The following is a 21,224-nucleotide window of genomic DNA, read 5'->3' as shown; positions in this document are numbered from 1 at the left end:
CGTCCGCAGGGGTTCCCACGAGAGGGGGACGCAGCCGGACCACGGCTTTCGTGCCCCGGCCCGCCTAAAATCGGACCCCATGACCTTTCTAGACATGCTGCGCGACGCATCCGCACAGAACAACTCCATGCTGTGCGTGGGCCTGGACCCCGAGCCCACCCGTTTCCCTGCAGCGCTCAAGGGCGATCCGCGCAAGATCTACGATTTCTGCGCCGCCATCGTCGATGCCACGGCCGACCTGGCCTGCGCCTTCAAGCCCCAGATCGCCTACTTTGCCGCGCACAGCGCAGAAGACCAGCTCGAACGCCTGATGCAGCACATGCGCGCCAATGCTCCGCATGTGCCCGTGATCCTGGACGCCAAGCGCGGCGACATCGGCTCCACGGCCGAGCAGTACGCCAAGGAGGCCTTCGAGCGCTACGGTGCCGACGCCGTCACGCTCTCGCCCTTCATGGGTTTCGACTCCATCGAGCCCTACCTGGCCTACCACGGCAAGGGCGCCTTCCTGCTGTGCCGCACCTCCAACCCCGGGGGCGACGACCTGCAGATCCAGCGCCTGTCCAGCGTCGCGGGCGAGCCCCTGCTGTACGAGCACGTGGCACGCCTCGCCCAGGGCCCCTGGAACCGCAATGGCCAGCTCGGCCTGGTCGTGGGCGCCACCTACCCGCAGGAGATCGAGCGCGTGCGCGGCATCGCGCCCACGCTGCCGCTGCTGATCCCGGGCGTCGGTGCCCAGGGAGGTGATGCCGTGGCCACCGTGCGCGCCGGCCTGCGCGAGGGCGGGCCCATCATCGTCAACTCGTCGCGCTCCATCCTCTACGCCTCGGGCGGCGAGGACTTCGCCAGTGCAGCGCGTACCGAGGCGGTGCGCACGCGGGCCGTGCTGGAAGCGGCCCGGGCCTGATGTCCCCGGCGTGCCCTGCGCGCGCACCGGTCGCTGCAAGGATTCCCCGATGCAACTGAAGTGGCTGGAGGATTTCATCGTGCTCGCGCAGGAGCGCAGCTTCACGCGCGCGGCCGAGTTGCGGCATGTCACCCACCCGGCCTTCGGGCGGCGCATCCGCGCGCTGGAAGAATGGGCCGGTACCCCCCTGGTGGAAAAAGGCGGTGGCCCGGTCACGCTGACGGCCGCAGGCAAGCGCTTTCTGGAGACGGCCGGCCAGATGGCGCGCAGCCTTGCCCAGTCGCACGAAGAAATGCAGAGCATGGCCGGGCGCACCGCCCGCACCGTGACCATCGTCACGGGCCGTACCCTGGCGCGCACCCTGCTGGCCGACTGGCTGGTGCGGCTGCCGCGCGCATTGCATGCCAGTGAGCTGTGTATCCGCACCGGCTCCCTGGCCGAGACCGTGGCCCAGCTCGAGCGCAGCGAGGCCGACTTCTCGCTGGTCTACCACCACACCGCCCTGGCCGTGCGGCTCGATGCCCGGCAGTTCAGCCATGTGACCGTGGCCAGCGACCGGCTGGTGCCTGTGTCGCGCGCCACCACACAGGGCCAGCCGCAGCACCGCTTCGGCCCCGACGGTGCCGCGGCGGCCTACCTGGCCTATGCACCCCAGCTGGCACTGGGCCGCCTGGTGGAGGACCACCTGGCCAACCACCCCCATGCACCGCGGCTGCAGCGGGTGGTGGAATGCGATTCGCCCGATGCCCTGTACGAGTACGCGCTGCGCGGGGTGGGCGTGGCGTGGCTGCCGTGGTCCCTGGTGCATGCCGACTGCAAGGCGCAGCGCCTTGCGCTCGCGGGCGATGCGCGCATGGAGGTGCGCTTCGATGTGCGCCTGTACCGGCCCAAGCGCCGACTGCCCCCCCTGGCCGAGGCGTTCTGGCAGGCGTTTGCACAGCGCTGAGCGCGTGCCAAGGCGAACCAAAACGGCACATCCTGGTGCCATTTCAGCACCAATGGGATCGGCCGGCATTCTCACAATGGCTTACATACCAAGCCCTGACCCCACCCGATGAGGAGTTCCATTGTGAAAAAACCCGCCCACTTCGCGCGCCGCACCGCACTGCTGTGCGCCCTGGCCTCCTGCTTCGCCGCGGCCCCGGCCTTCGCGCAAGACACCTACCCGGCAAAGCCCATCACCATCGTCGTCGGCTATCCGCCCGGCGGCAGCACCGACCTGACGGGGCGGGCGGTGGCGCAGGAGCTGGGCGCCAAGCTCGGCGTGCCGGTGGTGATCGAGAACATCGGCGGCGCGGGCGGCGCCATCGGCGCCCAGAAGGTGGCCAGTGCCGCACCCGATGGCTACACCCTGCTGGTCGGGGCGAGCAACGAGATCGCGATCAACAAGCTCGTGACCAAGAAGGTCAAGTACGACGTCAAGGACTTCACGGCCATCGGCCTCGTGGCCTCGCAGCCCCTGGTGCTGGTCGCGTCCCCAGGCGCGGGCGTGAAGAACCTGGCCGAGTTCACGCAGAAGGTGGCCAAGAACCCCGGCAAGTACAGCTACGGTAGCTCGGGCGTGGGCACCTCGCTGCACCTGGCCGGCGAGATGGTCAAGGAGCAGGGCAAGCTGTTCATGACCCACATCCCCTACCGCGGCGTGGCGCCGCTCACCAACGACCTGCTGGGCAACAACCTCGAATTCGGGGTGTTCGTGCTCTCCAGTGGCCTGCCCCACATCAAGAGCGGAAAGGTCGTCGCGCTGGGCACCACCGAAGCCAAGCGCTCGTCCACGACCCCGGACATCCCGGCCCTGGCCGAGTCGCCGCAGTTCAAGAACGTGGACATCGGTGTCTGGTTCGCCCTGCTGGGCCCGGCCAACCTGCCCAAGCCCGTGTTCGACAAGATCAAGAAGGCGCTCAACGACACGCTGCAGTCACCCGACTTCCGCAAGAAAATGGAGGCCAGTGGCTCCACCGTGGCGGCTACCACGGTGAACATGGACCAGTACCTGGCCGCCGAGGTGGCCAAGTACAAGAAGATCGTCGAGTTCGCCAAGATCGAGGAATGACCGGCATGACTGCAGCGACGACATCCCAGCCCCTGGTCTTCGAACTGCCCGCGCCCGACATCGGCGCCTGGCGCGCGGGCAATACCGGCACCGAAGGTGTCTGGCACTTCGATTCGGGCGTGCCCGGCCGCCACGTGATGGTCAGTGCCCTGGTGCACGGCAACGAGCTGTGCGGTGCCTGGGCGCTCAAGGGCCTGCTGGAAGCCGGGCTGCGCCCTGCGCGCGGCAAGCTCACGCTGGCCTTTTGCAACCTCACCGCCTTCGACCGCTTCGACCCGCAAAGCCACGACGCCTCGCGCTTCACCGACGAAGACCTGAACCGCCAGTGGCTCGACGAGCGCATGGACGCGGGCGACACCAGCGAGCGCCGCCGTGCCGCGGCCCTGCGGCCCTTCGTGGCCCAGGCGGACTGGCTGCTGGACATCCACTCCATGCACGAGCCCTCGGCGCCACTGCTGCTCACCGGCATCCAGCCGCGCAACCTGCAGCTGGCGCGTGCCATGCGCTCGCCCGAGCACATCGTGGTCGACGCCGGCCACAAGGATGGCGTGCGCATGCGCGATTACGGGCGCTTCGGTCTGGGCGATGCACAGGGGGAGGACACCCGCTCCCTGCTCATCGAGTGCGGCTTCCATGGCGACCCGGCGAGCCGCGCCGTGGCGCAGGACCAGTGCGTGCGCTTCCTCGAACAAGCGGGCGTGCTCGGTGCCCACGCACTGGCGCAGCAACTGCCCGGCTGGCGCCTGCCCGACGCGCCGCGCCAGTGGGCGCTCGAAGTCACCGGGCCGGTGGTGGCCACCAGCAGCGCCTTCCGCTTCGTGGAGCCGTACACCGGCCTCGAAGTGATCGAGAAGGCCGGCACCGTGATCGGCGACAACGACGGGGTGCCCGTCACCACGCCGTACGACGACTGTGTGCTCGTCATGCCCTCGGTGCGCCAGGCGCGCGCAGGCGTGACGGTGGTGCGCTACGCCACGCGCAGGCCCCTGTAGCCGGGGTCAGCGCGGACGCCGGCGCTTCCACCAGAGCCAGACCCCGGTGATGCCCATGCCTGCCAGCACCAGGCCGCCCACGGCGATGAGCGCTTCCAGCAGCACACCTCCGAGCACGCCGGTGTGCAGGGGGTAGATGACTGCCGTTGCGCGCGCCCCGGGGTCCAGTTCGTTCCAGCGGTGGGTGGCCAGCACCTCGCCGGTAGCGGGGTGCAGCCACACCGAGCTCAGCCCATTCGGGTGCGGGTCGTCCGCGAGCCGAAGGCGCACGCGCAGCGGCCGGTCGGCCTGTGCCGGCACCTGCACATAGCCGATGGGCGCACCTGGAAACTGCGCCTGCGCCCGGGCCACCAGGCTGTCGAGCGGCAGCGCGCGGGCCGATGCGGAGCCCTTGGGCAGCGTCGGCGCCTTGGTCGGCTCGGCGCCGCTGAGCGTGGTGACGAACCCGCCGAGGGGCCGCCAGGCCATCCAGGCCCCGCTGGCCACCGACACCGCGATGAGCAGCCCCAGGGCCGCACCGCCCACCCGGTGCAGGTCGAAGAAGGCGCGCAGCAGGCCCTTGTCCAGCACGATGCGCCAGGACGGCGGCCAGCGCCGCGGCCACCAGAGGACCAGACCGGTGATGAGCAGCAACAGATAGCCGAGCGCCACCCAGGCCAGGATGGCCTTGCCCGTGTCCTGCCACCACAGCGAGCTGTGCAGCTTGAACAGGGCATTGACGAAGCCCTCGGTCTCACCCCGGCGGCCCTGCTCCAGGCCGGTGGCCGGGTCGAAATAGACCGTGCCGCGCCAGGGGCCGTTGACCAGCACCCACAGGCTCTCTCCCGGCTCGCGTGCGGGCCGCATCGTGAAGCTGCCCTTGGGCCACTCGGCTTGGAGCTTTTGCAGCACATCCTGCAGGGCGGCATCGGGCGAGCCGACGCCAGCCAGCGCTCCGGCACGGAACAGTTCAGGGTGCAGCCAACGGTCGAGCGGCTGCGCCACCACCAGCACGGCGCCGGTCAGTCCTGACAGGATCAATACCCAGCCCAGGCTGAGTGCGATCCAGCGGTGTACACGCAGCCAGAGTTGGCGCAAGCGCTGCATGTCAGCGAGCGCACTCGGTGAACGGCATCAGAACGCCAGACGGCCCTGGACGTAGAGCATGCGCGGCGCGCCGACCATGCGGCCGGGGTTGCCGTCCACATTGCGCGTGTAGTAGCGCTTGTCGGCCAGGTTGTTCACGCCCACGGCAATGCTGCTGCCCTTGTAGCCGGGCACCTTCCAGTCGGCCTGGATGTTCCACAGGCGAAAGCCCGGGATGCGGCCCAGGCGGGCGTCGGCGGGTTCGGCGAAGGTGTTGGCCGCATCGGCGTACTGCGCGCTCTGGTGCGTGCTGGCCAGGTTGAAGGCCCAGTCGCCGAGCTGGTAGCGTGCGCCCAGCGTGTCGGTGTTGCGCGAGTAGAAGGGCACGTCCAGGCCGGCCGTGGTGCCCGACTTCTGGATCGCCTTGGTGTAGCTGTAGTTGGCGTACACGTTCAGGCCCGCCAGTGCGCTGGCCTTGTCGAAGCTGTAGTCGATGGCGGCCTCGATGCCCTCATGGCTGGTGGCGCCGATGTTCTGGAAGGTGGCTGGCGTGATGCCGGGCACCTGCAGGATCTGGTTGTCGAAGCGGATCTTGAAGGCCGTGAGTTCGGCGCGGATCTGCGGGGTCTGCCAGCGCGCACCCACTTCGGCGGTCTTGGCCAACTCGGGCTTGAGCGGGTTGGTGGCCGTCTGCGAATTGAGCTGGATGTTCTGCACCGGGCCGAACGAGGTGCCGTAGTTGGCGAACAGCGTGAGCGCCGGGTTCACCAGGTAGGCCACGTTGAGCGAAGGCAGCGCCTTGTTGTTGGTGGTGTCGAAGCGCTGGGTGGAGGCACGGTCCTCGCGGTTCGTCTCGATGTGCTCGAAGCGCACGCCCGGCGTCACGCGCCAGGCACCGAAGGCGATGCGGTCATCGATGTAGACGGCGTGCGCGTCGGTGGCATTGTCGAAGCGGGTGGTGACGCTGTTCGCGCCCGTGGCGATGGTTTGGTTGTAGGCCCGGTCGTTGCCGCGCTCGCGCAGGAAGCGGTAGCCGGCCGTCACGTCGTGCGTGGTGGCGCCCAGTTGCACGCGCTGGGTGTAGCGCGGCTCGATGCCCAGCACCTCGTAGTCGCGTGGCTGGTGCGCCAGCTGTGTGCTGGTGGCGTTGATCAGCGTGCTCTTGCGCGTGCTGTCGTTGTAGTAGGCGCGCACCTCGAACTCCTGGTTGTCGGAGATCGTGTTGATGTAGCCCATGTCCAGGCCCTTGCGCTCGCCATTCCAGTAGTCGGTGGGGCGCGTGTTCTGGAAGGGGTTGGCGTTGAACTGCGCCACCGTCAGGCCGCCGGGCGTGCGCGAGTTGACGTCGTAGTAGGAGACCTTGCCGTAGACCTCGGAGCTGCCGGTCAGTTCGTAGCGGAACTTGAAGGCCAGGTCGTTGACCTTCTCGTCGCTGCCCTGGCGCCAGCTGCTGCCGGTCATGCCCGAATACAGAAGTGCCAGGCCCAGGCCGTTGTCCAGCTGCGAGCCCAGGAAGGTGCTGTACTGTGTGTTGTCCTGGCCGCCTTCGCTGTAGCTGTTGTGGCGCACGGTCACGTCACCCGTGAGGCCGGGCTTGGAGGGGATGGCGCGGCTCGTGAAGTTGATGATGCCACCCACGTTCTGCGGGCCAAAGCGCACGGCACCACCACCGCGCACCACGTCGATGGACTCGATGTTGTTCAGGCTCACCGGCGCGAACGACAGCTGGGGTTGGCCGTAGGGCGCCACCGCCAGCGGCACGCCGTCGAGCAGGATGGTGGAGCGCGGGCTGTAGCGCCCGGTCAGGCCGCGCACGCCGATGTTCAGCGAGATCGCGCTGCCCGCGGTGCCCGAGTTCTCGGTGGCCTGCACGCCAGGGATGCGGCGCAGGACTTCGCCGATGTTGGCCGCGCCCGTGCCGTCGATCTTTTCCTTGTCCACCACGGTGCGGGCGCCCGCGAAATTCTTCACGCTGTTCTGCAGGCCTGTGCCGAGCCAGCTGCCCGTGATCTGGATGGTTTCCAGCGCCGGCGAGGCGCTGTCGCCCGCAGGCGACGCATCTTGCGCATGCAGTGCCAGCGGCGCGCCCAGCCAGGCCAGTGCGACGGCTGCGGCGCAGCGGGTGAGCTTCGGTGTCAAAGCGGGTGCCTTGGTGTGTCGTGTCGTCATGTGAATTTCCCCGGTGCGGTGTGGTTCTGTGCCGGTCACGGGCGGGTGCTTTGCATGCACCGCGCGAGACCGGCTGGAAACCTGTTCTTACAATGTCAATGATAGTAATTATCATTCATGCATCCAAAATATGCGCCCCGCCCAGGGCGCTCGCTGCGCTGCAGGGCGGGATCGGCCAGGGCTTGCGTGCTGACTGTTGCGTGTGCGCATCAGGTCCGCGCGGCCCGGCCGGGTGCGGCATGCGCAAGCGGCCGCTCTGTTCGCCCCGCTCGCCGCGGGGCCACAGCGTGGGCGACAGGTGGTGAACACCGGGCTCGGCTAAGCTGGGTGCTCTGCTGAACCAATCACCCGGTCCCTCCTGGGGGATCGCCGCTTCTCCATGCACCAAGATCCCACCCGTTCCCTGCCCATGGCCGGCGCCACCAATTTCCGCGACCTGGGCGGCTACGTCGGGCAGGACGGCCGGGCCGTGAAGTGGCGCCGCATCTTCCGCTCCGACCACCTGGCCGGGCTGACCCCGGCCGACCAGGCCCTGCTCGCCGAGCTGGGCGTCAGCCGCGCCATCGACTTTCGCGGCAAGGCCGAGGGCGCGGCATATGCCTATGCCATCCCCGGTGTGGCCTACCACCCGCTGGTCATTGAGCCCACGGTGGTGCAGCGCGCGCTGGAGCTGCAGGCCACCGGCCGTGCGCTCACCGCGCAGGACGCCGTGGGCCTGATGCAGGACACCTACCGTGGCTTCGTGCACGAGAACGCACCGCGCTTTGCCGAACTGTTCCGCCTGCTGCTGGCCAGCGATGCCCCCACGGTGTTCCACTGCACCGCCGGAAAGGACCGCACCGGCTTTGCCGCCGCGCTGATCCTGCTGGCCCTGGGCGTGCCGCGCGCGACTGTGATGCAGGACTACCTGCTCACCAACAACCTCTACCGCCGCCCTGTCGGCATGGGCAGCCACGCGCCCGAAGAGGTGCTGGCCGTGCTGTGGCGCGTGCAGGAGGAATTCCTCGACGCTGCGCTGCACATGGTCGACCAGGACTACGGCGGCGTGCCGACCTACTTGGTGGACGTGCTCGGGGTGGATGCGGCGGCCCAGCGGCAACTGGCGGCGCAGTACCTGCAGCCGCAGCGCTGATGTGCTCGGGCGCCGGGGGCCGGTGCGAAGTGGCATACGGTGCCAGTCCGTTTACACGCTGATACCTGGCGTTTACATGCAGGCGTTGCAGCGGTGGCATAGTCCACGGCTTCCCTGTGCCGACCGCTTTCCAAGAGAGTTTCGAATGAATTTCCGCAAGCAATGCCTGCGCGCGAGCCTGGTGCTCGCGCTGTCCTTCTCCGCACTGTCGCCAGCGGCCATGGCGGCTCAGACCGAGGCGGAGCGCCAGGCTGTGATCATGTCCATGTTCAAGGACGACGCCGTACTGACCGAAGATGTGCACCGCGAGTTCTGGTCCGGCCTCCAGGATCCCGAGGCCGCCGTGAGTCGCGGTGCTCTGGAGCGCGTGGCCTTCGCGCTCAAGAACAACCTCGAGATGGAGCGTGCGACGGTGGTCAGCTACAAGGCCAGCATCAAGCAGCGCAAGCCGGTGGTGGACAAGAGCTACGAGTCGGCCCTCAAGACCCGTCTGGAGATGATGCAGATGCGCAAGCTCCCGACCGATGCCGTGCTGGCCAAGGACAAGGCGTTCCGCGAATCCCTGGCGCTGGTTGCCAAGGGCAAGCCCGTGGAAGCCAACGGCACCAAGATCACCATGACCAACGCGCTCATCGACCAGGCCCTGGTGCGGCTCGAAGCCTCCTATGCCCGGCTGGAGCGCCTGCTCAATCCCGTGTGGACCCCCGCGCCAGCGAAGTGAGACAGGCAGGGCCGCGGCGCCGATGAGCGCCGGTTCGTGGGCGATACTCCCGGGTTCGGCGATCCATCCGCGCCACAAGGAATGGCAGTGACTTCTGCAAACCGTACCGGCCAGAGCGCCAGTGCCGATGGCTTCGACGCGGCCTACTACGAGCGTTTCTATTTCGACAAGAAGACCAGCGTGGTCGACCCGGCGCACACCGATCGGCTCGGTGCCTTCGTCTGCAGCTACCTGCAGTACCTGCGCGTGCCGGTGCGGCGCGTGCTGGACGTGGGCTGCGGCATCGGGCTGTGGCGCGACATCGTGGCCCGGCATTTTCCCAAGGCCACGTTCCACGGTGTCGAGTACAGCCAGTACCTGTGCGGCCGCTTTGGCTGGGAGCAGGGCTCGGTGGTCGACTACCAGGCACGCACACCCTACGACCTGGTGATCTGCCAGGGCGTGCTGCCCTACCTGAACGAGGCCGACGTGCAGAAGGCCATGCGCAACCTGGCGGGGCTCAGCCGCGGCGCCCTGTACGTGGAGGCGGTCACGCGCGAGGACTGGGAGCAGGACATCGTGGACGAGACCCTGACCGACCCCCGGATGTTCCGCCACCCCGCGCAGCTGTACCGCCGCACGCTGGGCGAGGGCTTCACCGAGCTGGGCGGCGGTGTGTGGCTGAGCCCCAAGACCGAGCTGCCCCTGTTCGCACTCGAACACGCGGGCGGCCAGTGACGGCTGCCGCTGCACCGGTGCCGGCCCTGCCCCACGCCGTGTCGCGCCTGCGTGCAGCGCGGCTGGCGCGCAGCGCCAAGCCCTTCCTGGCCCGGGGCGGCCCGCGTGGCGAGCGCTGCCCAGGCTGCCGCCTGGTGCCCAGCCACTGCCTGTGCGCCTTGCGCCCGCTGCTGACTCCGCAGGCCGGCGTGTGTCTGCTCATGGCTGACATCGAGCCGCTCAAGCCCAGCAACACCGGCTGGCTGATTGCCGACGTGGTGGCCGACACCTGGGCCTTCGGCTGGGCGCGCACCGAGGTCGACCCTGGGTTGCTCACCCTGCTCGCCGACCCGCAGTGGCAGCCGTATGTGGTGTTCCCTGGCGAATTCGTGGCGCCCGAGCGCGTGGTGACGGCGGTGGAGCCGGTGCAGGGTGGCAAACGCCCGCTGTTCATCCTGCTCGATGCCACCTGGCCCGAGGCACGCAAGATGTTCCGCAAGAGCCCGTACATCGATGCGTTTCCGGTACTCAGCCTCGCGCCCGAGCAGCTGTCGCGCTACCGGCTGCGCCGCTCCACGCGCGAGGACCATTTCTGTACCTCCGAAGTGGCGGCGTTGTGCATGGAGCTGTCGGGCGAAGGCCATGCGGCCCAGACGCTCGAGGCCTACCTCGATGTGTTCACCAACCACTACCTGCAGTCCAAGCACCAGTTGCCGGTGGACCATGGCGATGAGGTGCACCTGAGGTTGCAGGCACTGCGCGCCTGACGTGCATCGAAGGTGCACAATGCGCCCATGAAAGCTCCACCCCGCCTGCAGTCCCTCATCGAGGAAGGCCTGATCGACACCGTGGTCCGGCAGCTCATGAGTGGCAAGGAGGCCATGGTCTTCGTGGTGCGCAGTGGCGAGGACACGCGCTGCGCCAAGATCTACAAGGAAGCCACCCACCGCAGCTTCCGCCAGGCCGTGGACTACACCGAGAACCGCAAGGTCAAGAACTCGCGTTCGGCCCGCGCCATGGCCAAGGGCAGCAAGTTCGGCCGCCAGGAGCAGGAGGCCGCCTGGCAGAGCGCCGAGGTGGATGCCCTGTACCGCCTGGCCGCGGCCGGGGTGCGCGTGCCCCAGCCCTACAACTTCCACGAAGGCGTGCTGCTCATGGAGCTGGTGACCGATGCCCATGGCGATGCGGCACCGCGCCTGAACGACGTGTCCTTCACGCCTGAACAGGCCCGCACCCACCACGCCACGCTGATCGCCGAGGTCGTGCGCATGCTTTGCGCGGGCGTGGTGCATGGCGACCTCTCGGAGTTCAACATCCTGCTGGCGCACCTGCCCGGGGCCGAGGGTGAAGAGGGCGTGGACGGCCCGGTCATCATCGACCTGCCGCAGGCCGTGGATGCCGCCGGCAACAACCATGCGCCGCGCATGCTGATGCGCGATGTGGCCAACCTGCGCGACTTCTTCGGCCAGTTCGCGCCCGAGCTGCTCGCCACCCAGTACGGCCCCGAGATCTGGAGCCTGTACCAGGGCGGGCTGCTGACCAACGAGACGCCGCTCACCGGCATCTACGCGCCAGAGCACACCGACGTGGACATGCAGGGCGTGCTGCGCGAGATCGAGGACGCCCGCGCCGAAGAAGCCGCGCGCCGCCTGCGCATGGCCACCGCGGCATAGTTGCAGCGGCCTCGGGCACAATCGGCGCCCCTTGCCATTGCCCGCCCCGCCGCCATGACCCCCGTGATCCGCAACTTCCGCCCGGGCGACGCGCCCGCATTGCGTGCGCTGTTCCACGCCGCCGTGCATGGCCTGACCGCCGCGCAGTACAGCCTGGCGCAGCGCAATGCCTGGGCGCCGCTGGTGCACGACGCCGTGCAGTGGAACGCCCGTCTGGAGGCCAACCAGCCCTTTGTCGCTGAGGTAACGGCAGGGACGGTGGTGCACATCGCCGGCTTCTCGGATCTGCAGGCCAGCGGCTATATCGACCATTTCTTCGTCGCGCCCGCCCATGCCGGTCAGGGCGTGGCCCGGGCGCTGATGGCATACATCCATGCCCAGGCCGCGCTGCGCAGCACCGAGCGCCTGTGGGCCGATGTGAGCCTCACGGCCGAGCCCTTCTTCGCCAAAAGCGGCTTTGTGGTCGAAGCCCGCCAGCAGGTGGAGCGCCACGGCGTGGTTCTCGCCAATGCCCGCATGGCCAAGGTGCTTCTGCCCGGCGGCGCAGGGGTGGGACAATAGCGGGGTGGCCCTGCACAGGCGCCCCTTCGACACGACCCCACCATCCCAGAACGGCAAGGCCTTTCCCATGACCAAACAACACGAACGGCAGACCGAACTCAAACCCATGGAGCTGTGCGAGTCCTGCAAGGGCATCCAGCGCAACTGGCGCCGCGCCCCAGGCCATGCCGAGCTGGTGCAGCGCAGCAACCGCAAGGAAGACCGCGAGCACGGCCAGGTGACCTTCACCCGCTACCAGTGCGACCGCTGCGGCACCGCCTGGGAGTACGAGAACGACAAGACCAACCTGCATGCAGGCTGGTCCGTCGTAGGGCGCTGAGCGCGCTTCGTCAATCCCCGGGCATCCGCGCTGGGGGCAGCGAAGCCAGCAGCAGGGCCGCCACCACGCAGCCCAGGCCCAGCCACTGCCAGCTGCGGACGGATTCCCCCAGGAACACCACCGACAGCAGCAGGGCTGACACCGGCAGCCATACTGTGGCCAGGGATGCGCGCACACCGCTGGTGCGGGCACTGCCCGCGTACCAGAGCAGAAAGCCGCCCACCGTGGGCACCCAGGCGTAGTACAACACCCCGGCCAGAGCCGCTGCTGTGAAGGAGGAGGGCGATGCCTGCGCCACCAGCCACGCCGGCAGGACCGACAGCAGGAGTCCGCCCCCCGACATCAGTGTGGACAACGCCAGGGCCGGGATGGGCTGCGACAAGCGCTTGTTGGCCAGAATGAACACCGCCTCGCAGGCCACGGCGGCCAGCACCAGGGCAATGCCCGCCAGCCGGGTGCTGGCGCCTCCCTGCGCTGCGCCATCGGGCGCCATGGCCACGGCCATCACCCCGGCGGTGGCCAGCGCAATGGACAGCACCAGCCTGTGGCCCGGCCGCTCGCCCAGCAGCAGCGCCGAGAACAGCGCGGCGGCCGCTGGCAGCGTGCCGGCCACGATGCCGGCATCCGCGGCGCTGGCGAGCGCCACACCCAGGATCAGCAGCACCGAGTAGCCCACGCTGCCCGCCGCCGCCTGCACGGTGAGCAGCAGCGCGTCGCGCCGCCCCACGCGCGGCAACTGCTGGCCACTCCAGCGCATGAGCACAAGGAACACCGGCAGGGCCAGGGCATGGCGCAGCACGGTGGCCGCAAAAGGCTCGATGTCCTGCGCGATGGGCTTGCTGACCACCACCGTGCTGCCCACGAGCACCATGGCCAGGCTGCACAGCAGCGGGCCCTTCCATGATTCCGACATCCCCATCGCGTACCGCCTTGCCTGTATATGAACATGGCAGGCAGTGTGGATTCCTGGGCGCGATGGGTCTTGAACGTTATTGCGGCAGTGGCCGGCGCTGCCAGCCTGCGGCGGCCTTCTGCCAGGCACCGGGTGTAAAGCCGAACTGCCGCGCGAAGATGCGCGTCATGTGGCTCTGGTCAGCAAAGCCGCAGTCTGCCGCCGCCTCAGCCAGGCTGGTGCCGCGCTGCACCAGGCTGCGGGCGCGCTCGGCACGCTGCTGCAGCAGCCAGGCGTGGGGTGGCAGGCCGTAGGCCTGGGTGAAGCGGCGCAGCAACTGGTACTTGCCCAGGCCGGCCATCGCGGCCAACTGCGTGAGCGTGGGGGGCGCCAGTGGCGCATCGGCCAGCTGGTCGCGCACCTGGCGCACCTCGGCCGAGGCATCCGCGCCCAGCCCATGTGCGCGCGGAGCATTGGCATGGCGGCCCAGCAGCAGGGCGCAGGTCTGTACCAGCGCTTCTTCACAGGCAAGCGCGGTCAGGCTGGCCGCGGCCTGTGGTGTCGCGCTCCAGTGCGCGAGCCGCTGTAGCAACTGGTGCAGGGCCTCGCGGAGCGCCGCGTCGCCCTGGATCACCGGGCGGGCCAGGGCCACACCGTGGGGCGATGCCGTGGCCAGGTCGCCCGCCATGGCATGCACCACCGAGGGTTCCAGGTACACCATGCGCCAGCGGCGCGAAGGGCCGCCCAGCGGCTGGCCGTCGTGCACTTCGCCGGGGTTGGTGGTGATCAGGTCGCCCGCATAGGCATCCACCGGGCCGCGCCCGCTGGCCGAACTCTGCGCGCCATCGTCGAGAAGCCCCAGGCCATAGACTGCATGCCAATGCCTGCCATAGTGGCGGGAACTTTCGATGTGCGTACCGTACACCCCTTCCCAGGGCGAGCCGAAGACCTGGCATTGGTGGGTGGGCGCTGCGGGCTTCATCCGGACATTATTGCCAATGGCCACCCGCCACACCAAGGAGCCACTGAATGCATCGCCGAATCTTCCTTGCTGCCGGGGGGCGCCGTCTGGCCTTGGGCGGCCTCGTGCTGGCGGCCATCCGCAACGCCCGGGCCCAGCCGGCCTACACCGTCTCCGCGGAGCAACTGCAGGAGGCCGTGGCGCTGCGCTTTCCGCTGCGCTATCCCATGGCGGGCCTGGTGGATGTGGACGTGCAGGCCCCGGGCCTGTCGCTGCTGCCCGAAAGCAACCGCCTGGCTGCGGCCTTCGCGCTGAGCGCCGCCGGCCCTGCGCTCAGGCGCCGCCACAGCGGCACGCTGGAGGTGGAATTCGCCCTGCGCTACGAGCCCGGCGATCGCAGCCTGCGCGCCCACCAATTGCGTGTGGGGCGGCTGGATTTCCCGAGCCTGCGGCCCGAGGTGGTGGCGCTGCTCAATGGTTACGGCCCCGCCCTGGCCGAGCAATCGCTGCGCGAGGTGGTGCTGCACCGGCTGCGGCCGCAGGATCTCGCCGTGCTCGACGGCCTGGGCATGCAGCCCGGGGCCATCACCGTGACCGCCAAGGGCCTGTCCATTGCCTTCGTGAACAAACCGGCTCCGTGAAGCAAGTCGGGGGCGCCCAGCGCTCAATGGCCTTGTTCGGTGGGTTGCGCGGACATCAATCCCCGCGCACCCGCTGCGCAAAGCCACGCTGGCCGAACTGCTCGATGATGAAGTCCACGAAGACCCGCGTGCGCGCGGGAAGCAGCTTCTTGTCCGGGTAGTACAGCGAGGTCGGTCCCGCGTCCGACCACCAGCCCGGCAGCAGCCGCACCAGGTCGCCGCTGGCCAGCCAGGGCTGGGCGAACGGCATGGGCAGCAAGGCCACGCCCAGGCCCATCAGTGCGGCCTGGCACATGGCCTCGGGGTCGTCGAAGACGATGCGCGGGCGCAGCTCGGCGGCTGCCGCATCACCGGCCTTGTCGCGCAGCGTGGTGACGTGGATGCGGCCCGTCTGGATCGAGCGGCGCGCAATGCCGTCCCATTGCGCCAGGTCCGACGGGTGGCGCGGCGGCTTGCGGCCCTGCAGCTGGGCGCGCGATGCCACGGCCACGATGTGGATCGTGCCCAGCGTGCGCGCCACCATGCCGGGGTTGAGGTTCAGCCCGCCGCCGATGCCCGCGTCGAAGCCCTCGCCGACCAGGTCCACCTGCCGGTTCTCGAAGCGCCAGTCGGGCTGGATGGCCGGGTAGCGCGCGAGGAACTCGCCCAGCAGCGGCACCAGGTAGGCACGGCCGAAGGCCTGGCCCATGCTGACCTTGAGCGTGCCTGCAGGCTGGCGATCGGCCTCGGCCGCATGCTGCACGGCGTCGGCCAGCGTGGCCAGCGGCGTGCTGATCTGCTGCAACAGGCGCTGGCCCCCCTCGGTCAGCACCAGGCGCCGCGTGCTGCGCTGGAACAGGCGCACGGAGAGGCTCTGCTCCAGCCGCGCCACGTTCTTGCTCACGGCGGCAGGCGTCAGGCCCATGAGCCGGGCGGCGGCCGAGAAGCTGCCGGATTCGGCGGACTTCACGAAGGATTCGAGATGGCTGAGGGGCTGCATGCCTGCTATTTTCAACTGGAAGTTGAAACAGGTACATCCCATTCATGGCTACCAGCAATGCAATGGTTTGCCGACACTGCAGGTGTTGCCAGTGCATTCACTGGTCCACCTACCGGAGTCCACCATGTCTGTCGCTTCCTCTGCTTCTTCCTCCCCTGTTGCCACCACCGCCGTCCTGGCCGGCAAGGCCGCCTTTGTCACCGGCGGCTCGCGCGGCATCGGTGCCGCCATCGTGCGCCGCCTGGCGCGCGATGGCGCTGCCGTGGCCTTCACCTACACCAGCAACGACGCACCGGCCAAGGCGCTGGCCGCCGAGATCGAGGCCGCCGGCGGCCGCGCGCTGGCGCTGCGCGCCGACAGCGCCGATGCCCAGGCCATCACGGCCGCCATCGACGGTGCCGCGCGCGATCTGGGCCGCCTGGACATCCTGGTCAACAACGCCGGCGTCGCCATCATGGGCGAGGTCGGCAGCGTTCCGCTCGAAGACCTGGACCGCACGCTGGCGATCAACGTGCGCGGTGTGTTCGTCGCCACCCAGGCCGCCGTGCGCCACATGGGCCAGGGCGGTGCCTACGGCCGCGTGATCACCATCGGCAGCACCAATTCCGAGCGCCTGCCCTGGGCCGGCTTCAGCGTCTACGGCATGAGCAAGGCCGCCATCGTGGGGCTCACCAAGGGCCTGGCACGCGACCTGGGTCCGCGCGGCATCACGGTCAACAACGTGCAGCCCGGCCCGGTCAACACCGACATGAACCCTGCCGACGGGCCCATGGCCAAGGACATGCACGGCCTGATGGCGCTGGACCGCCACGCCGACCCAGCCGAGATCGCCGGCATGGTGGCCTACCTGGCCGGGCCCGAGTCGGGCATGGTCACGGGTGCCAGCCTGCTGATTGATGGCGGGTTCGCCGCGTAGGCGAAGCACCCCCTGAGTCGCTTCGCGCCTTCACCCCTCTCTCGCGTTGCTGCGCAACGCGGGAGGGGGACGCTCCCAGCGCGGCGGGGCGGCCCTTGCGCGGGAGCGCTGGCCTGGGCCGCGCCAGTCTCTTCGGCCGCGCGGAGATCAGACCGGTAGCTTTGCCACCACGTCATCCAGCGCCACATGCCCCTGGAATCCGCCGCTGCTGGTGGCGGGTTGCTGCCGCTCGATGGCATCGGCGAACACCACGGCGGGGTCGGCGCGCAGCTTGGCGAGGTGGGCCGCCAGGTGCGGGTAGGCTGCGACCTGCAGCACACCGTGGTACTCGGCCCAGCGCGCCACGGCCACCAGGTAGGCGTCGGCCACGGTCTTCTTGTCGCCGCCATCCATCCATTCGCGCCCTGCGAGCAGCCGGTCCAGGTAGGCGCAGCCCTTGGCCACCTGGGGGCGGCCCAGGTCGCGCAGTGTTTCCTGGCGCGGCGGGTCGGTGGCCATTTCGTAGGCGGCCCACAGCGGCGCGAAGGCCGCGAAGAAATCCGTGGCCAGGTAGGCCAGCGCCTGGTTGAGCCGGTCGTACTCCGGGCTGCCCTGCGGGTAGCCGAGTTGGTGGCCGTTGCGCGCCGCCAGGTGCTGCAGGATGGCCACGCTCTCGGTGAGCGTGCCGCCCTCGGCCGTCACATAGGCGGGCGTCAGGTTCTGTGGGTTGATGCGTGCGAAGGCCGCGGGCCAGGGGTGCTCGAGCATCTCGACGCGCGAGAGCGCGTACGGCGCTCCCAGCCATTCGAGCGCGATGGTGCTGGCCAGCGAGCAGCCCTGGGGTACGCCATAGAAAAGGGTCGGTGTCATTTGCAGATCCTTGGGTTGTGGGAACAATCACCAAAGATACGAATGTGGCCTTTGCTTGGGTAGTCGGGTGAAAGTAGACTCATCGTCTCCTTTTGTGAACGATGAACGCCCCCTTGGGCTGCGAGGATGCCTGCATGCTCAATCTCAATGACCTGCAGTGGTTTGTGCGCGTGGTGGACCATGGCGGGTTTGCTGCTGCCGCGCGGGCGCTGGAGGTGCCCAAGTCCACGCTGAGCAAGCGCGTGGCGCAGCTCGAGGCCACGCTGGGCGTGCGCCTGATACAGCGCAGTTCGCGGGTGTTCGTGGTGAGCGACACCGGCCAGGCCTTCTACCGCCATGCCGCCGCGATGCTGGTCGAGGCCGAGGCGGCCGAGAGCGTGGTGCGTGGCCTGCAGGCCGAGCCGGCGGGCATCGTGCGCCTCACGGCCTCGGTCACCACGGCCCAGCTGGTGCTGGCCGAGCTGCTGCCCGCGCTGGCGGCGCGGCATCCCCGGCTGCAGGTGATGCTGCACGCCACCGATCGCTTCGTGGACCTGGTGCAGGAGGGCTTCGACATCGGGGTGCGCGACCACTCCGCCCCGCTGCCCGATTCGGACCTGGTGCAGCGGCGCGTGGGCCACGAGCCGTTCTACGCCGTGGCCTCGCCGGGCTACCTGGCGGCGCACGGTGCACCGGTGCATCCGCGTGATCTGGCTGCGCACGACGCCCTGCTGCTGTCGCCCGCGCCATCGGCCCAGGTGTGGACTTTTCTGCGCGATGGCGAGGCCATCGGCGTGCGGCCGGTGCCGCGCTTCTTTGCCGACGAGCCCTGGACCTTGCTGCGGGCGGCCCTGGCGGGCGTGGGCATCGGCTGCCTGCCGCGCGGCCTGTGCCAGCCCGATATCGAGGCCGGCCGCCTGGTGCGGCTGCTGGCAGATTTCCGCTATGGCGCAAGCATGACCACCACCTTGCTGATCTCGCACCGGCGCGGGCAACTGCCCTCGGTGCGCGCGGCCGTGGACTTCCTGGCCGAGGGCCTGGCGCGCTACCGCGGGTTCGAGGAGCCCAGGGCCTTATAGTGGCCCACCATTCCACCCGGGACCCTGCCGTGCACCACACCCCCCACTTCCTGCGCAATGCCCGCACCACTGCGGTGGCCTTGGCCACCCTGTGGGCCGCCTTCACCGCCGGTGCCGTCACCCCGGCCGAGTCCGGCTATGTGGGCGAGTACCGCGGGGGCTCGGTGGACACCGTGGCCCAGCTTGCGCTGCTCGATGACAACACCTACTGTTTCGCCTTCACCGGTGGTGCACTGGACATGGTGGCGGCCGGCCGCTGGAAGGCCGAGGGCAGTGGTGTCCGGCTGCAGCAGGTGCGGCAGGAAGAAACCCTGTTTCCCGCATTCGCCCGCAAGGTGGACGCGCAGGGCGCCATGGTGGAGTTCGACTTCCATGGCTACACGCTGTCCAATGCCCGCGCGCCGGTGTTCGCCGTGTCGGCGGACGACGTGGCTCCCAGCACCCTGCGCCCTTTGTTCACGGAGGGCAACAGCAACTGGTCCGAAAGCTACAAGCTGCCCGCCATGCCGGCCGAGTCGGTGCGCTATTTCTACCTGGGCGATGTTGTGGAAGGGAGCCCTGGCAAGCCATCGGCGGTGAAGGTGGTGCAGTACCGGCTGGAAGGCGGCAACGCCGTGCGCGTGGGTTTTGACGAGTTGCAGGCCATGCCGCTCATGGACCAGCGTGCCGAACTCAAGGGGCAGGTGCTGTTCCTGTCGGGCAGCCGACTGGGCCAGCGCCGGCCCCTGAACCCCGAGATCATCAAGGCGGTGCGCAGTGGCTGTATCGACCCAGCCTTCAAGCCCGGCGTTCCACGTCCGCTCAAGGAGGGGCAGGACAAGCCCCTAGTGCCCGTGAAGACCTTCACCGTCAGCCCATCGGCCATCCAGGGCAAACCCTTCTTCGAGACCGCCCGCTAACGCCGCTCAGGCTGACAGCGCACCCGCGGGCGCGCGCGGCACCCTCTCGATCTGTGCCTTGGCCAGGCGCAGCGCCTTGCGCATGTAGCCGCGCCACAGCACGCTGGCCAGCAGCCAGAGCACCGGCGCCGCCCACTTCGAGCGCGCATGGAAGGCATGGCGCCAGCGCACCGTGGTCTGCGTGCCATTGGCCTCTGGGTCGAACCACCAGGCGCCGTCGGCCCCCGTGGCCAGCCAGCGCAGCACGCCGGTGAAGCCGCTCACGGTGTAGGCGAAGTACTGGGCCGGGCGGTAGTGCTTGAGCCCCTCCTGCACGCTGCTGCCATCGGACATGGCCACCGTGCGCGTCTGCCCCGGGGCGTCCCAGGGGCCCGTCTGGTCGCTGGTGCCGGTCACCGCCGGCAGGGGGCCGTAGCCGGTGAACAGCGTGGTCGGGTCGACGGGCGCGATGAACTGGAACGCCTGGGCGGGCGAGGCCTTGATATGCGTCTGGACCGTGGCGGCAAAGGTGGGCATGGTGGTGGCGTCCGGTTCGTGCGGGAGGGGGAGTGGATCGAATGTATTGTGGAAGGCGGAAACGATAAATACCGTTTTCTCAAACGGACTGTTGGCCAAACCGTGAACAATTGCCCCTTCCCGCAGCGAAAGAACGGTGTACAAACCGGCTTCAAGCGGGGGTTTGCCGGCGCCTGCGGGGCTTGGGCGCCGCGCCCGCCAGTTCCTGGGCGCCCAGGCTGAACAACGGGTTGTCCGCCAGCATCTCCACGGCCAGGTCGATGAAGGCGCGCACGCGCGCCGGCTGGGCCGCGCGGCTGCCGTAGTACACGTACAGGCCCAGGTGCCGGGGGACAAAGCCGGTCAGCACCGGCACCAGCTGGCCGCTGCGCACCAGGGGCGCGGCCGTCACGCCCACGAGCTGGCCGATGGCATGGCCGCCCAGCACGGCGCGCGCCTCAAGCTCGATGTCGTTGGTGCAGAAGGCCGGCGGAATGGCGTGGGCCACGATGTCCTCGCCCACCTGGAATTCCCAGGGCATGGGCTTGCCCGTGGTCGGGTGGCGAAAGCCGCTGCAGCGGTGCTGCGCCAGGTCTTCGATGCGCGTGGGCGTGCCGTGGCGCGCCAGGTAGTCCGGCGTGGCGCACACCACCAGCTGCAGCCACAGCAGCCGGCGCGCGATGACCCCGCCTTCGGGCGGATAGCCCGAGCGGAAGCCCACGTCCACCCGGTCTTCGACCCAGTTGCCGATGCGGTCCTCGAGCTGCACGTCGGGCTCCACCTGTGGGTAGCGGCGCACGAATTCGTCGACCACGGGCCAGATCACCTCCAGCATCATGGCTCGCGGCGCGGTGATGCGCAGCGGCCCGGCGATCTCCTCGCGCCCGCGCCGCGCCCCGTGTACGGCGCGCTGCAGCGTGGCCAGACCGGGCTGCGCGGCGTCGAGGAACTGGCGGCCCTCCTCGGTCAGGCTCAGGCTGCGCGTGGTGCGGTGGAACAGCCGCACGCCCAGGTGCGATTCGAGCTGCCCCAGCGCCAGGCTGGCGGCCTGCGGGGTGATGCCCTGGGCCGAAGCCGCCTGGCGCAGGCTGCCCAGCTCGGCGGCCTTGGCAAAGGTGGAAATCGCGCGCAATTCGTTCATGGCCATGACAAAGCTCCGGAGATTGGCAAGAATTTATTGCCAATGAAGTCAGCGATTATGGGCTAGTGCGATGGCAATGGTGTGCCTAAAGTTCACCCCCATGGCAAC

At 69.1% G+C, this 21,224-nt stretch carries 23 protein-coding genes; 15 read left to right on the top strand and 8 right to left on the bottom strand.

The window, feature by feature from the left end:
- Nucleotides 1-79: 79 nt before the first annotated feature.
- The 4 genes from pyrF (at nt 80) to AC07PA_RS00725 (ending at nt 3,949) form a co-directional block, all read left to right on the top strand.
- Nucleotides 80-904, top strand: a complete 825-nt coding sequence (pyrF, locus tag AC07PA_RS00740; protein ID WP_494603916.1) for an orotidine-5'-phosphate decarboxylase — start codon at nt 80-82, stop codon at nt 902-904.
- 49 nt (nt 905-953) lie between these two features.
- Nucleotides 954-1,850, top strand: a complete 897-nt coding sequence (locus AC07PA_RS00735; RefSeq protein WP_494603918.1) for a LysR family transcriptional regulator — start codon at nt 954-956, stop codon at nt 1,848-1,850.
- A gap of 123 nt (nt 1,851-1,973) precedes the next feature.
- The gene (locus AC07PA_RS00730) at nt 1,974-2,957 is read left to right on the top strand and encodes a Bug family tripartite tricarboxylate transporter substrate binding protein (RefSeq protein ID WP_494611084.1); all 984 of its coding nucleotides are present in this window, start codon (nt 1,974-1,976) and stop codon (nt 2,955-2,957) included.
- 5 nt (nt 2,958-2,962) lie between these two features.
- The gene (locus tag AC07PA_RS00725; RefSeq protein ID WP_494603922.1) at nt 2,963-3,949 is read left to right on the top strand and encodes a M14 family metallopeptidase; all 987 of its coding nucleotides are present in this window, start codon (nt 2,963-2,965) and stop codon (nt 3,947-3,949) included.
- Between the two features lie 6 nt (nt 3,950-3,955).
- Here the strand turns inward: AC07PA_RS00725 and AC07PA_RS00720 are convergent, their stop codons facing one another.
- Nucleotides 3,956-5,035: a PepSY-associated TM helix domain-containing protein gene (locus AC07PA_RS00720; protein WP_494603924.1), complete on the bottom strand. Its 1,080-nt coding sequence runs from the start codon at nt 5,033-5,035 to the stop codon at nt 3,956-3,958.
- 27 nt (nt 5,036-5,062) lie between these two features.
- Nucleotides 5,063-7,183, bottom strand: a complete 2,121-nt coding sequence (locus tag AC07PA_RS00715; protein WP_494603926.1) for a TonB-dependent receptor family protein — start codon at nt 7,181-7,183, stop codon at nt 5,063-5,065.
- A 379-nt stretch (nt 7,184-7,562) separates the two neighbouring features.
- Between AC07PA_RS00715 and AC07PA_RS00710 the strand changes: the two genes are divergently transcribed.
- The 7 genes from AC07PA_RS00710 (at nt 7,563) to AC07PA_RS00680 (ending at nt 12,285) form a co-directional block, all read left to right on the top strand.
- Entirely contained in the window at nt 7,563-8,315 is a 753-nt protein-coding gene (locus AC07PA_RS00710) for a tyrosine-protein phosphatase (protein ID WP_494603928.1), read from the top strand.
- Nucleotides 8,316-8,460: 145 nt separating this feature from the next.
- Nucleotides 8,461-9,036: a hypothetical protein gene (locus tag AC07PA_RS00705; protein WP_007849767.1), complete on the top strand. Its 576-nt coding sequence runs from the start codon at nt 8,461-8,463 to the stop codon at nt 9,034-9,036.
- A gap of 81 nt (nt 9,037-9,117) precedes the next feature.
- Complete coding sequence (locus AC07PA_RS00700) at nt 9,118-9,753, top strand: class I SAM-dependent methyltransferase (RefSeq protein ID WP_007849770.1); 636 nt, start codon at nt 9,118-9,120, stop codon at nt 9,751-9,753.
- Nucleotides 9,750-10,499: a tRNA-uridine aminocarboxypropyltransferase gene (locus tag AC07PA_RS00695; RefSeq protein WP_494603931.1), complete on the top strand. Its 750-nt coding sequence runs from the start codon at nt 9,750-9,752 to the stop codon at nt 10,497-10,499. The genes AC07PA_RS00700 and AC07PA_RS00695 overlap by 4 nt, the downstream gene beginning before the upstream one ends.
- Before the next feature lie 27 nt (nt 10,500-10,526).
- Nucleotides 10,527-11,405 carry a PA4780 family RIO1-like protein kinase gene (locus AC07PA_RS00690; protein ID WP_494603933.1) on the top strand — a complete coding sequence of 293 codons (879 nt, stop codon included), beginning with the start codon at nt 10,527-10,529 and terminating at the stop codon, nt 11,403-11,405.
- A 54-nt stretch (nt 11,406-11,459) separates the two neighbouring features.
- Nucleotides 11,460-11,966 carry a GNAT family N-acetyltransferase gene (locus tag AC07PA_RS00685; protein WP_494603935.1) on the top strand — a complete coding sequence of 169 codons (507 nt, stop codon included), beginning with the start codon at nt 11,460-11,462 and terminating at the stop codon, nt 11,964-11,966.
- A 67-nt stretch (nt 11,967-12,033) separates the two neighbouring features.
- Nucleotides 12,034-12,285 carry a hypothetical protein gene (locus AC07PA_RS00680; RefSeq protein ID WP_007849794.1) on the top strand — a complete coding sequence of 84 codons (252 nt, stop codon included), beginning with the start codon at nt 12,034-12,036 and terminating at the stop codon, nt 12,283-12,285.
- A 10-nt stretch (nt 12,286-12,295) separates the two neighbouring features.
- Here the strand turns inward: AC07PA_RS00680 and AC07PA_RS00675 are convergent, their stop codons facing one another.
- The gene (locus AC07PA_RS00675; RefSeq protein WP_494603938.1) at nt 12,296-13,198 is read right to left on the bottom strand and encodes a DMT family transporter; all 903 of its coding nucleotides are present in this window, start codon (nt 13,196-13,198) and stop codon (nt 12,296-12,298) included.
- 76 nt (nt 13,199-13,274) lie between these two features.
- Entirely contained in the window at nt 13,275-14,159 is an 885-nt protein-coding gene (locus tag AC07PA_RS00670; protein ID WP_494603940.1) for a helix-turn-helix transcriptional regulator, read from the bottom strand.
- A 47-nt stretch (nt 14,160-14,206) separates the two neighbouring features.
- Between AC07PA_RS00670 and AC07PA_RS00665 the strand changes: the two genes are divergently transcribed.
- Nucleotides 14,207-14,779 carry a hypothetical protein gene (locus AC07PA_RS00665; protein WP_007849805.1) on the top strand — a complete coding sequence of 191 codons (573 nt, stop codon included), beginning with the start codon at nt 14,207-14,209 and terminating at the stop codon, nt 14,777-14,779.
- 55 nt (nt 14,780-14,834) lie between these two features.
- Here AC07PA_RS00665 and AC07PA_RS00660 read toward each other — a convergent pair whose 3' ends face one another.
- Complete coding sequence (locus tag AC07PA_RS00660; RefSeq protein ID WP_494603942.1) at nt 14,835-15,758, bottom strand: LysR family transcriptional regulator; 924 nt, start codon at nt 15,756-15,758, stop codon at nt 14,835-14,837.
- A 124-nt stretch (nt 15,759-15,882) separates the two neighbouring features.
- Here AC07PA_RS00660 and AC07PA_RS00655 point away from each other — a divergent pair, with 124 nt between their 5' ends.
- Nucleotides 15,883-16,674 carry an SDR family oxidoreductase gene (locus AC07PA_RS00655; protein WP_007849811.1) on the top strand — a complete coding sequence of 264 codons (792 nt, stop codon included), beginning with the start codon at nt 15,883-15,885 and terminating at the stop codon, nt 16,672-16,674.
- 147 nt (nt 16,675-16,821) lie between these two features.
- Here the strand turns inward: AC07PA_RS00655 and AC07PA_RS00650 are convergent, their stop codons facing one another.
- Nucleotides 16,822-17,523, bottom strand: a complete 702-nt coding sequence (locus AC07PA_RS00650) for a glutathione S-transferase family protein (RefSeq protein ID WP_494603945.1) — start codon at nt 17,521-17,523, stop codon at nt 16,822-16,824.
- A 134-nt stretch (nt 17,524-17,657) separates the two neighbouring features.
- Between AC07PA_RS00650 and AC07PA_RS00645 the strand changes: the two genes are divergently transcribed.
- Both AC07PA_RS00645 and AC07PA_RS00640 read left to right on the top strand, forming a co-directional pair.
- Nucleotides 17,658-18,581, top strand: a complete 924-nt coding sequence (locus tag AC07PA_RS00645) for a LysR substrate-binding domain-containing protein (protein WP_494603947.1) — start codon at nt 17,658-17,660, stop codon at nt 18,579-18,581.
- A gap of 29 nt (nt 18,582-18,610) precedes the next feature.
- On the top strand, nt 18,611-19,480 hold the full coding sequence (locus AC07PA_RS00640) for a hypothetical protein (RefSeq protein WP_494603949.1): 870 nt from the start codon (nt 18,611-18,613) through the stop codon (nt 19,478-19,480).
- Nucleotides 19,481-19,486: 6 nt separating this feature from the next.
- On the opposite strand, the gene AC07PA_RS00635 is transcribed toward AC07PA_RS00640, so the two are convergent.
- Nucleotides 19,487-19,996 carry an SRPBCC family protein gene (locus AC07PA_RS00635; RefSeq protein ID WP_494603951.1) on the bottom strand — a complete coding sequence of 170 codons (510 nt, stop codon included), beginning with the start codon at nt 19,994-19,996 and terminating at the stop codon, nt 19,487-19,489.
- Between the two features lie 151 nt (nt 19,997-20,147).
- Nucleotides 20,148-21,122 carry a LysR family transcriptional regulator gene (locus AC07PA_RS00630; RefSeq protein ID WP_494603953.1) on the bottom strand — a complete coding sequence of 325 codons (975 nt, stop codon included), beginning with the start codon at nt 21,120-21,122 and terminating at the stop codon, nt 20,148-20,150.
- Nucleotides 21,123-21,224: the final 102 nt, after the last annotated feature.

It is taken from the genome of Acidovorax sp. GW821-FHT09B03, from assembly GCF_059418305.1.
The sequence above is the reverse complement of the archived record's forward strand: the minus strand, read 5'-3'. Positions and strand labels throughout refer to the sequence as shown.

What these genes read in the sequence shown, in the direction of transcription:
- AC07PA_RS00655 (WP_007849811.1), top strand. Translation starts at nt 15,883, where the DNA reads ATGTCTGTCGCTTCCTCTGCTTCTTCCTCCCCTGTTGCCACCACCGCC.
- AC07PA_RS00705 (WP_007849767.1), top strand. Translation starts at nt 8,461, where the DNA reads ATGAATTTCCGCAAGCAATGCCTGCGCGCGAGCCTGGTGCTCGCGCTG.
- pyrF (WP_494603916.1), top strand. Translation starts at nt 80, where the DNA reads ATGACCTTTCTAGACATGCTGCGCGACGCATCCGCACAGAACAACTCC.
- AC07PA_RS00665 (WP_007849805.1), top strand. Translation starts at nt 14,207, where the DNA reads ATGCATCGCCGAATCTTCCTTGCTGCCGGGGGGCGCCGTCTGGCCTTG.
- AC07PA_RS00720 (WP_494603924.1), bottom strand. Translation starts at nt 5,035, where the DNA reads ATGCAGCGCTTGCGCCAACTCTGGCTGCGTGTACACCGCTGGATCGCA.
- AC07PA_RS00710 (WP_494603928.1), top strand. Translation starts at nt 7,563, where the DNA reads ATGCACCAAGATCCCACCCGTTCCCTGCCCATGGCCGGCGCCACCAAT.
- AC07PA_RS00680 (WP_007849794.1), top strand. Translation starts at nt 12,034, where the DNA reads ATGACCAAACAACACGAACGGCAGACCGAACTCAAACCCATGGAGCTG.
- AC07PA_RS00630 (WP_494603953.1), bottom strand. Translation starts at nt 21,122, where the DNA reads ATGGCCATGAACGAATTGCGCGCGATTTCCACCTTTGCCAAGGCCGCC.
- AC07PA_RS00735 (WP_494603918.1), top strand. Translation starts at nt 954, where the DNA reads ATGCAACTGAAGTGGCTGGAGGATTTCATCGTGCTCGCGCAGGAGCGC.
- AC07PA_RS00675 (WP_494603938.1), bottom strand. Translation starts at nt 13,198, where the DNA reads ATGTCGGAATCATGGAAGGGCCCGCTGCTGTGCAGCCTGGCCATGGTG.
- AC07PA_RS00725 (WP_494603922.1), top strand. Translation starts at nt 2,963, where the DNA reads ATGACTGCAGCGACGACATCCCAGCCCCTGGTCTTCGAACTGCCCGCG.
- AC07PA_RS00635 (WP_494603951.1), bottom strand. Translation starts at nt 19,996, where the DNA reads ATGCCCACCTTTGCCGCCACGGTCCAGACGCATATCAAGGCCTCGCCC.
- AC07PA_RS00715 (WP_494603926.1), bottom strand. Translation starts at nt 7,183, where the DNA reads ATGACGACACGACACACCAAGGCACCCGCTTTGACACCGAAGCTCACC.
- AC07PA_RS00645 (WP_494603947.1), top strand. Translation starts at nt 17,658, where the DNA reads ATGCTCAATCTCAATGACCTGCAGTGGTTTGTGCGCGTGGTGGACCAT.
- AC07PA_RS00685 (WP_494603935.1), top strand. Translation starts at nt 11,460, where the DNA reads ATGACCCCCGTGATCCGCAACTTCCGCCCGGGCGACGCGCCCGCATTG.
- AC07PA_RS00660 (WP_494603942.1), bottom strand. Translation starts at nt 15,758, where the DNA reads ATGCAGCCCCTCAGCCATCTCGAATCCTTCGTGAAGTCCGCCGAATCC.
- AC07PA_RS00650 (WP_494603945.1), bottom strand. Translation starts at nt 17,523, where the DNA reads ATGACACCGACCCTTTTCTATGGCGTACCCCAGGGCTGCTCGCTGGCC.
- AC07PA_RS00690 (WP_494603933.1), top strand. Translation starts at nt 10,527, where the DNA reads ATGAAAGCTCCACCCCGCCTGCAGTCCCTCATCGAGGAAGGCCTGATC.
- AC07PA_RS00670 (WP_494603940.1), bottom strand. Translation starts at nt 14,159, where the DNA reads ATGAAGCCCGCAGCGCCCACCCACCAATGCCAGGTCTTCGGCTCGCCC.
- AC07PA_RS00700 (WP_007849770.1), top strand. Translation starts at nt 9,118, where the DNA reads ATGGCAGTGACTTCTGCAAACCGTACCGGCCAGAGCGCCAGTGCCGAT.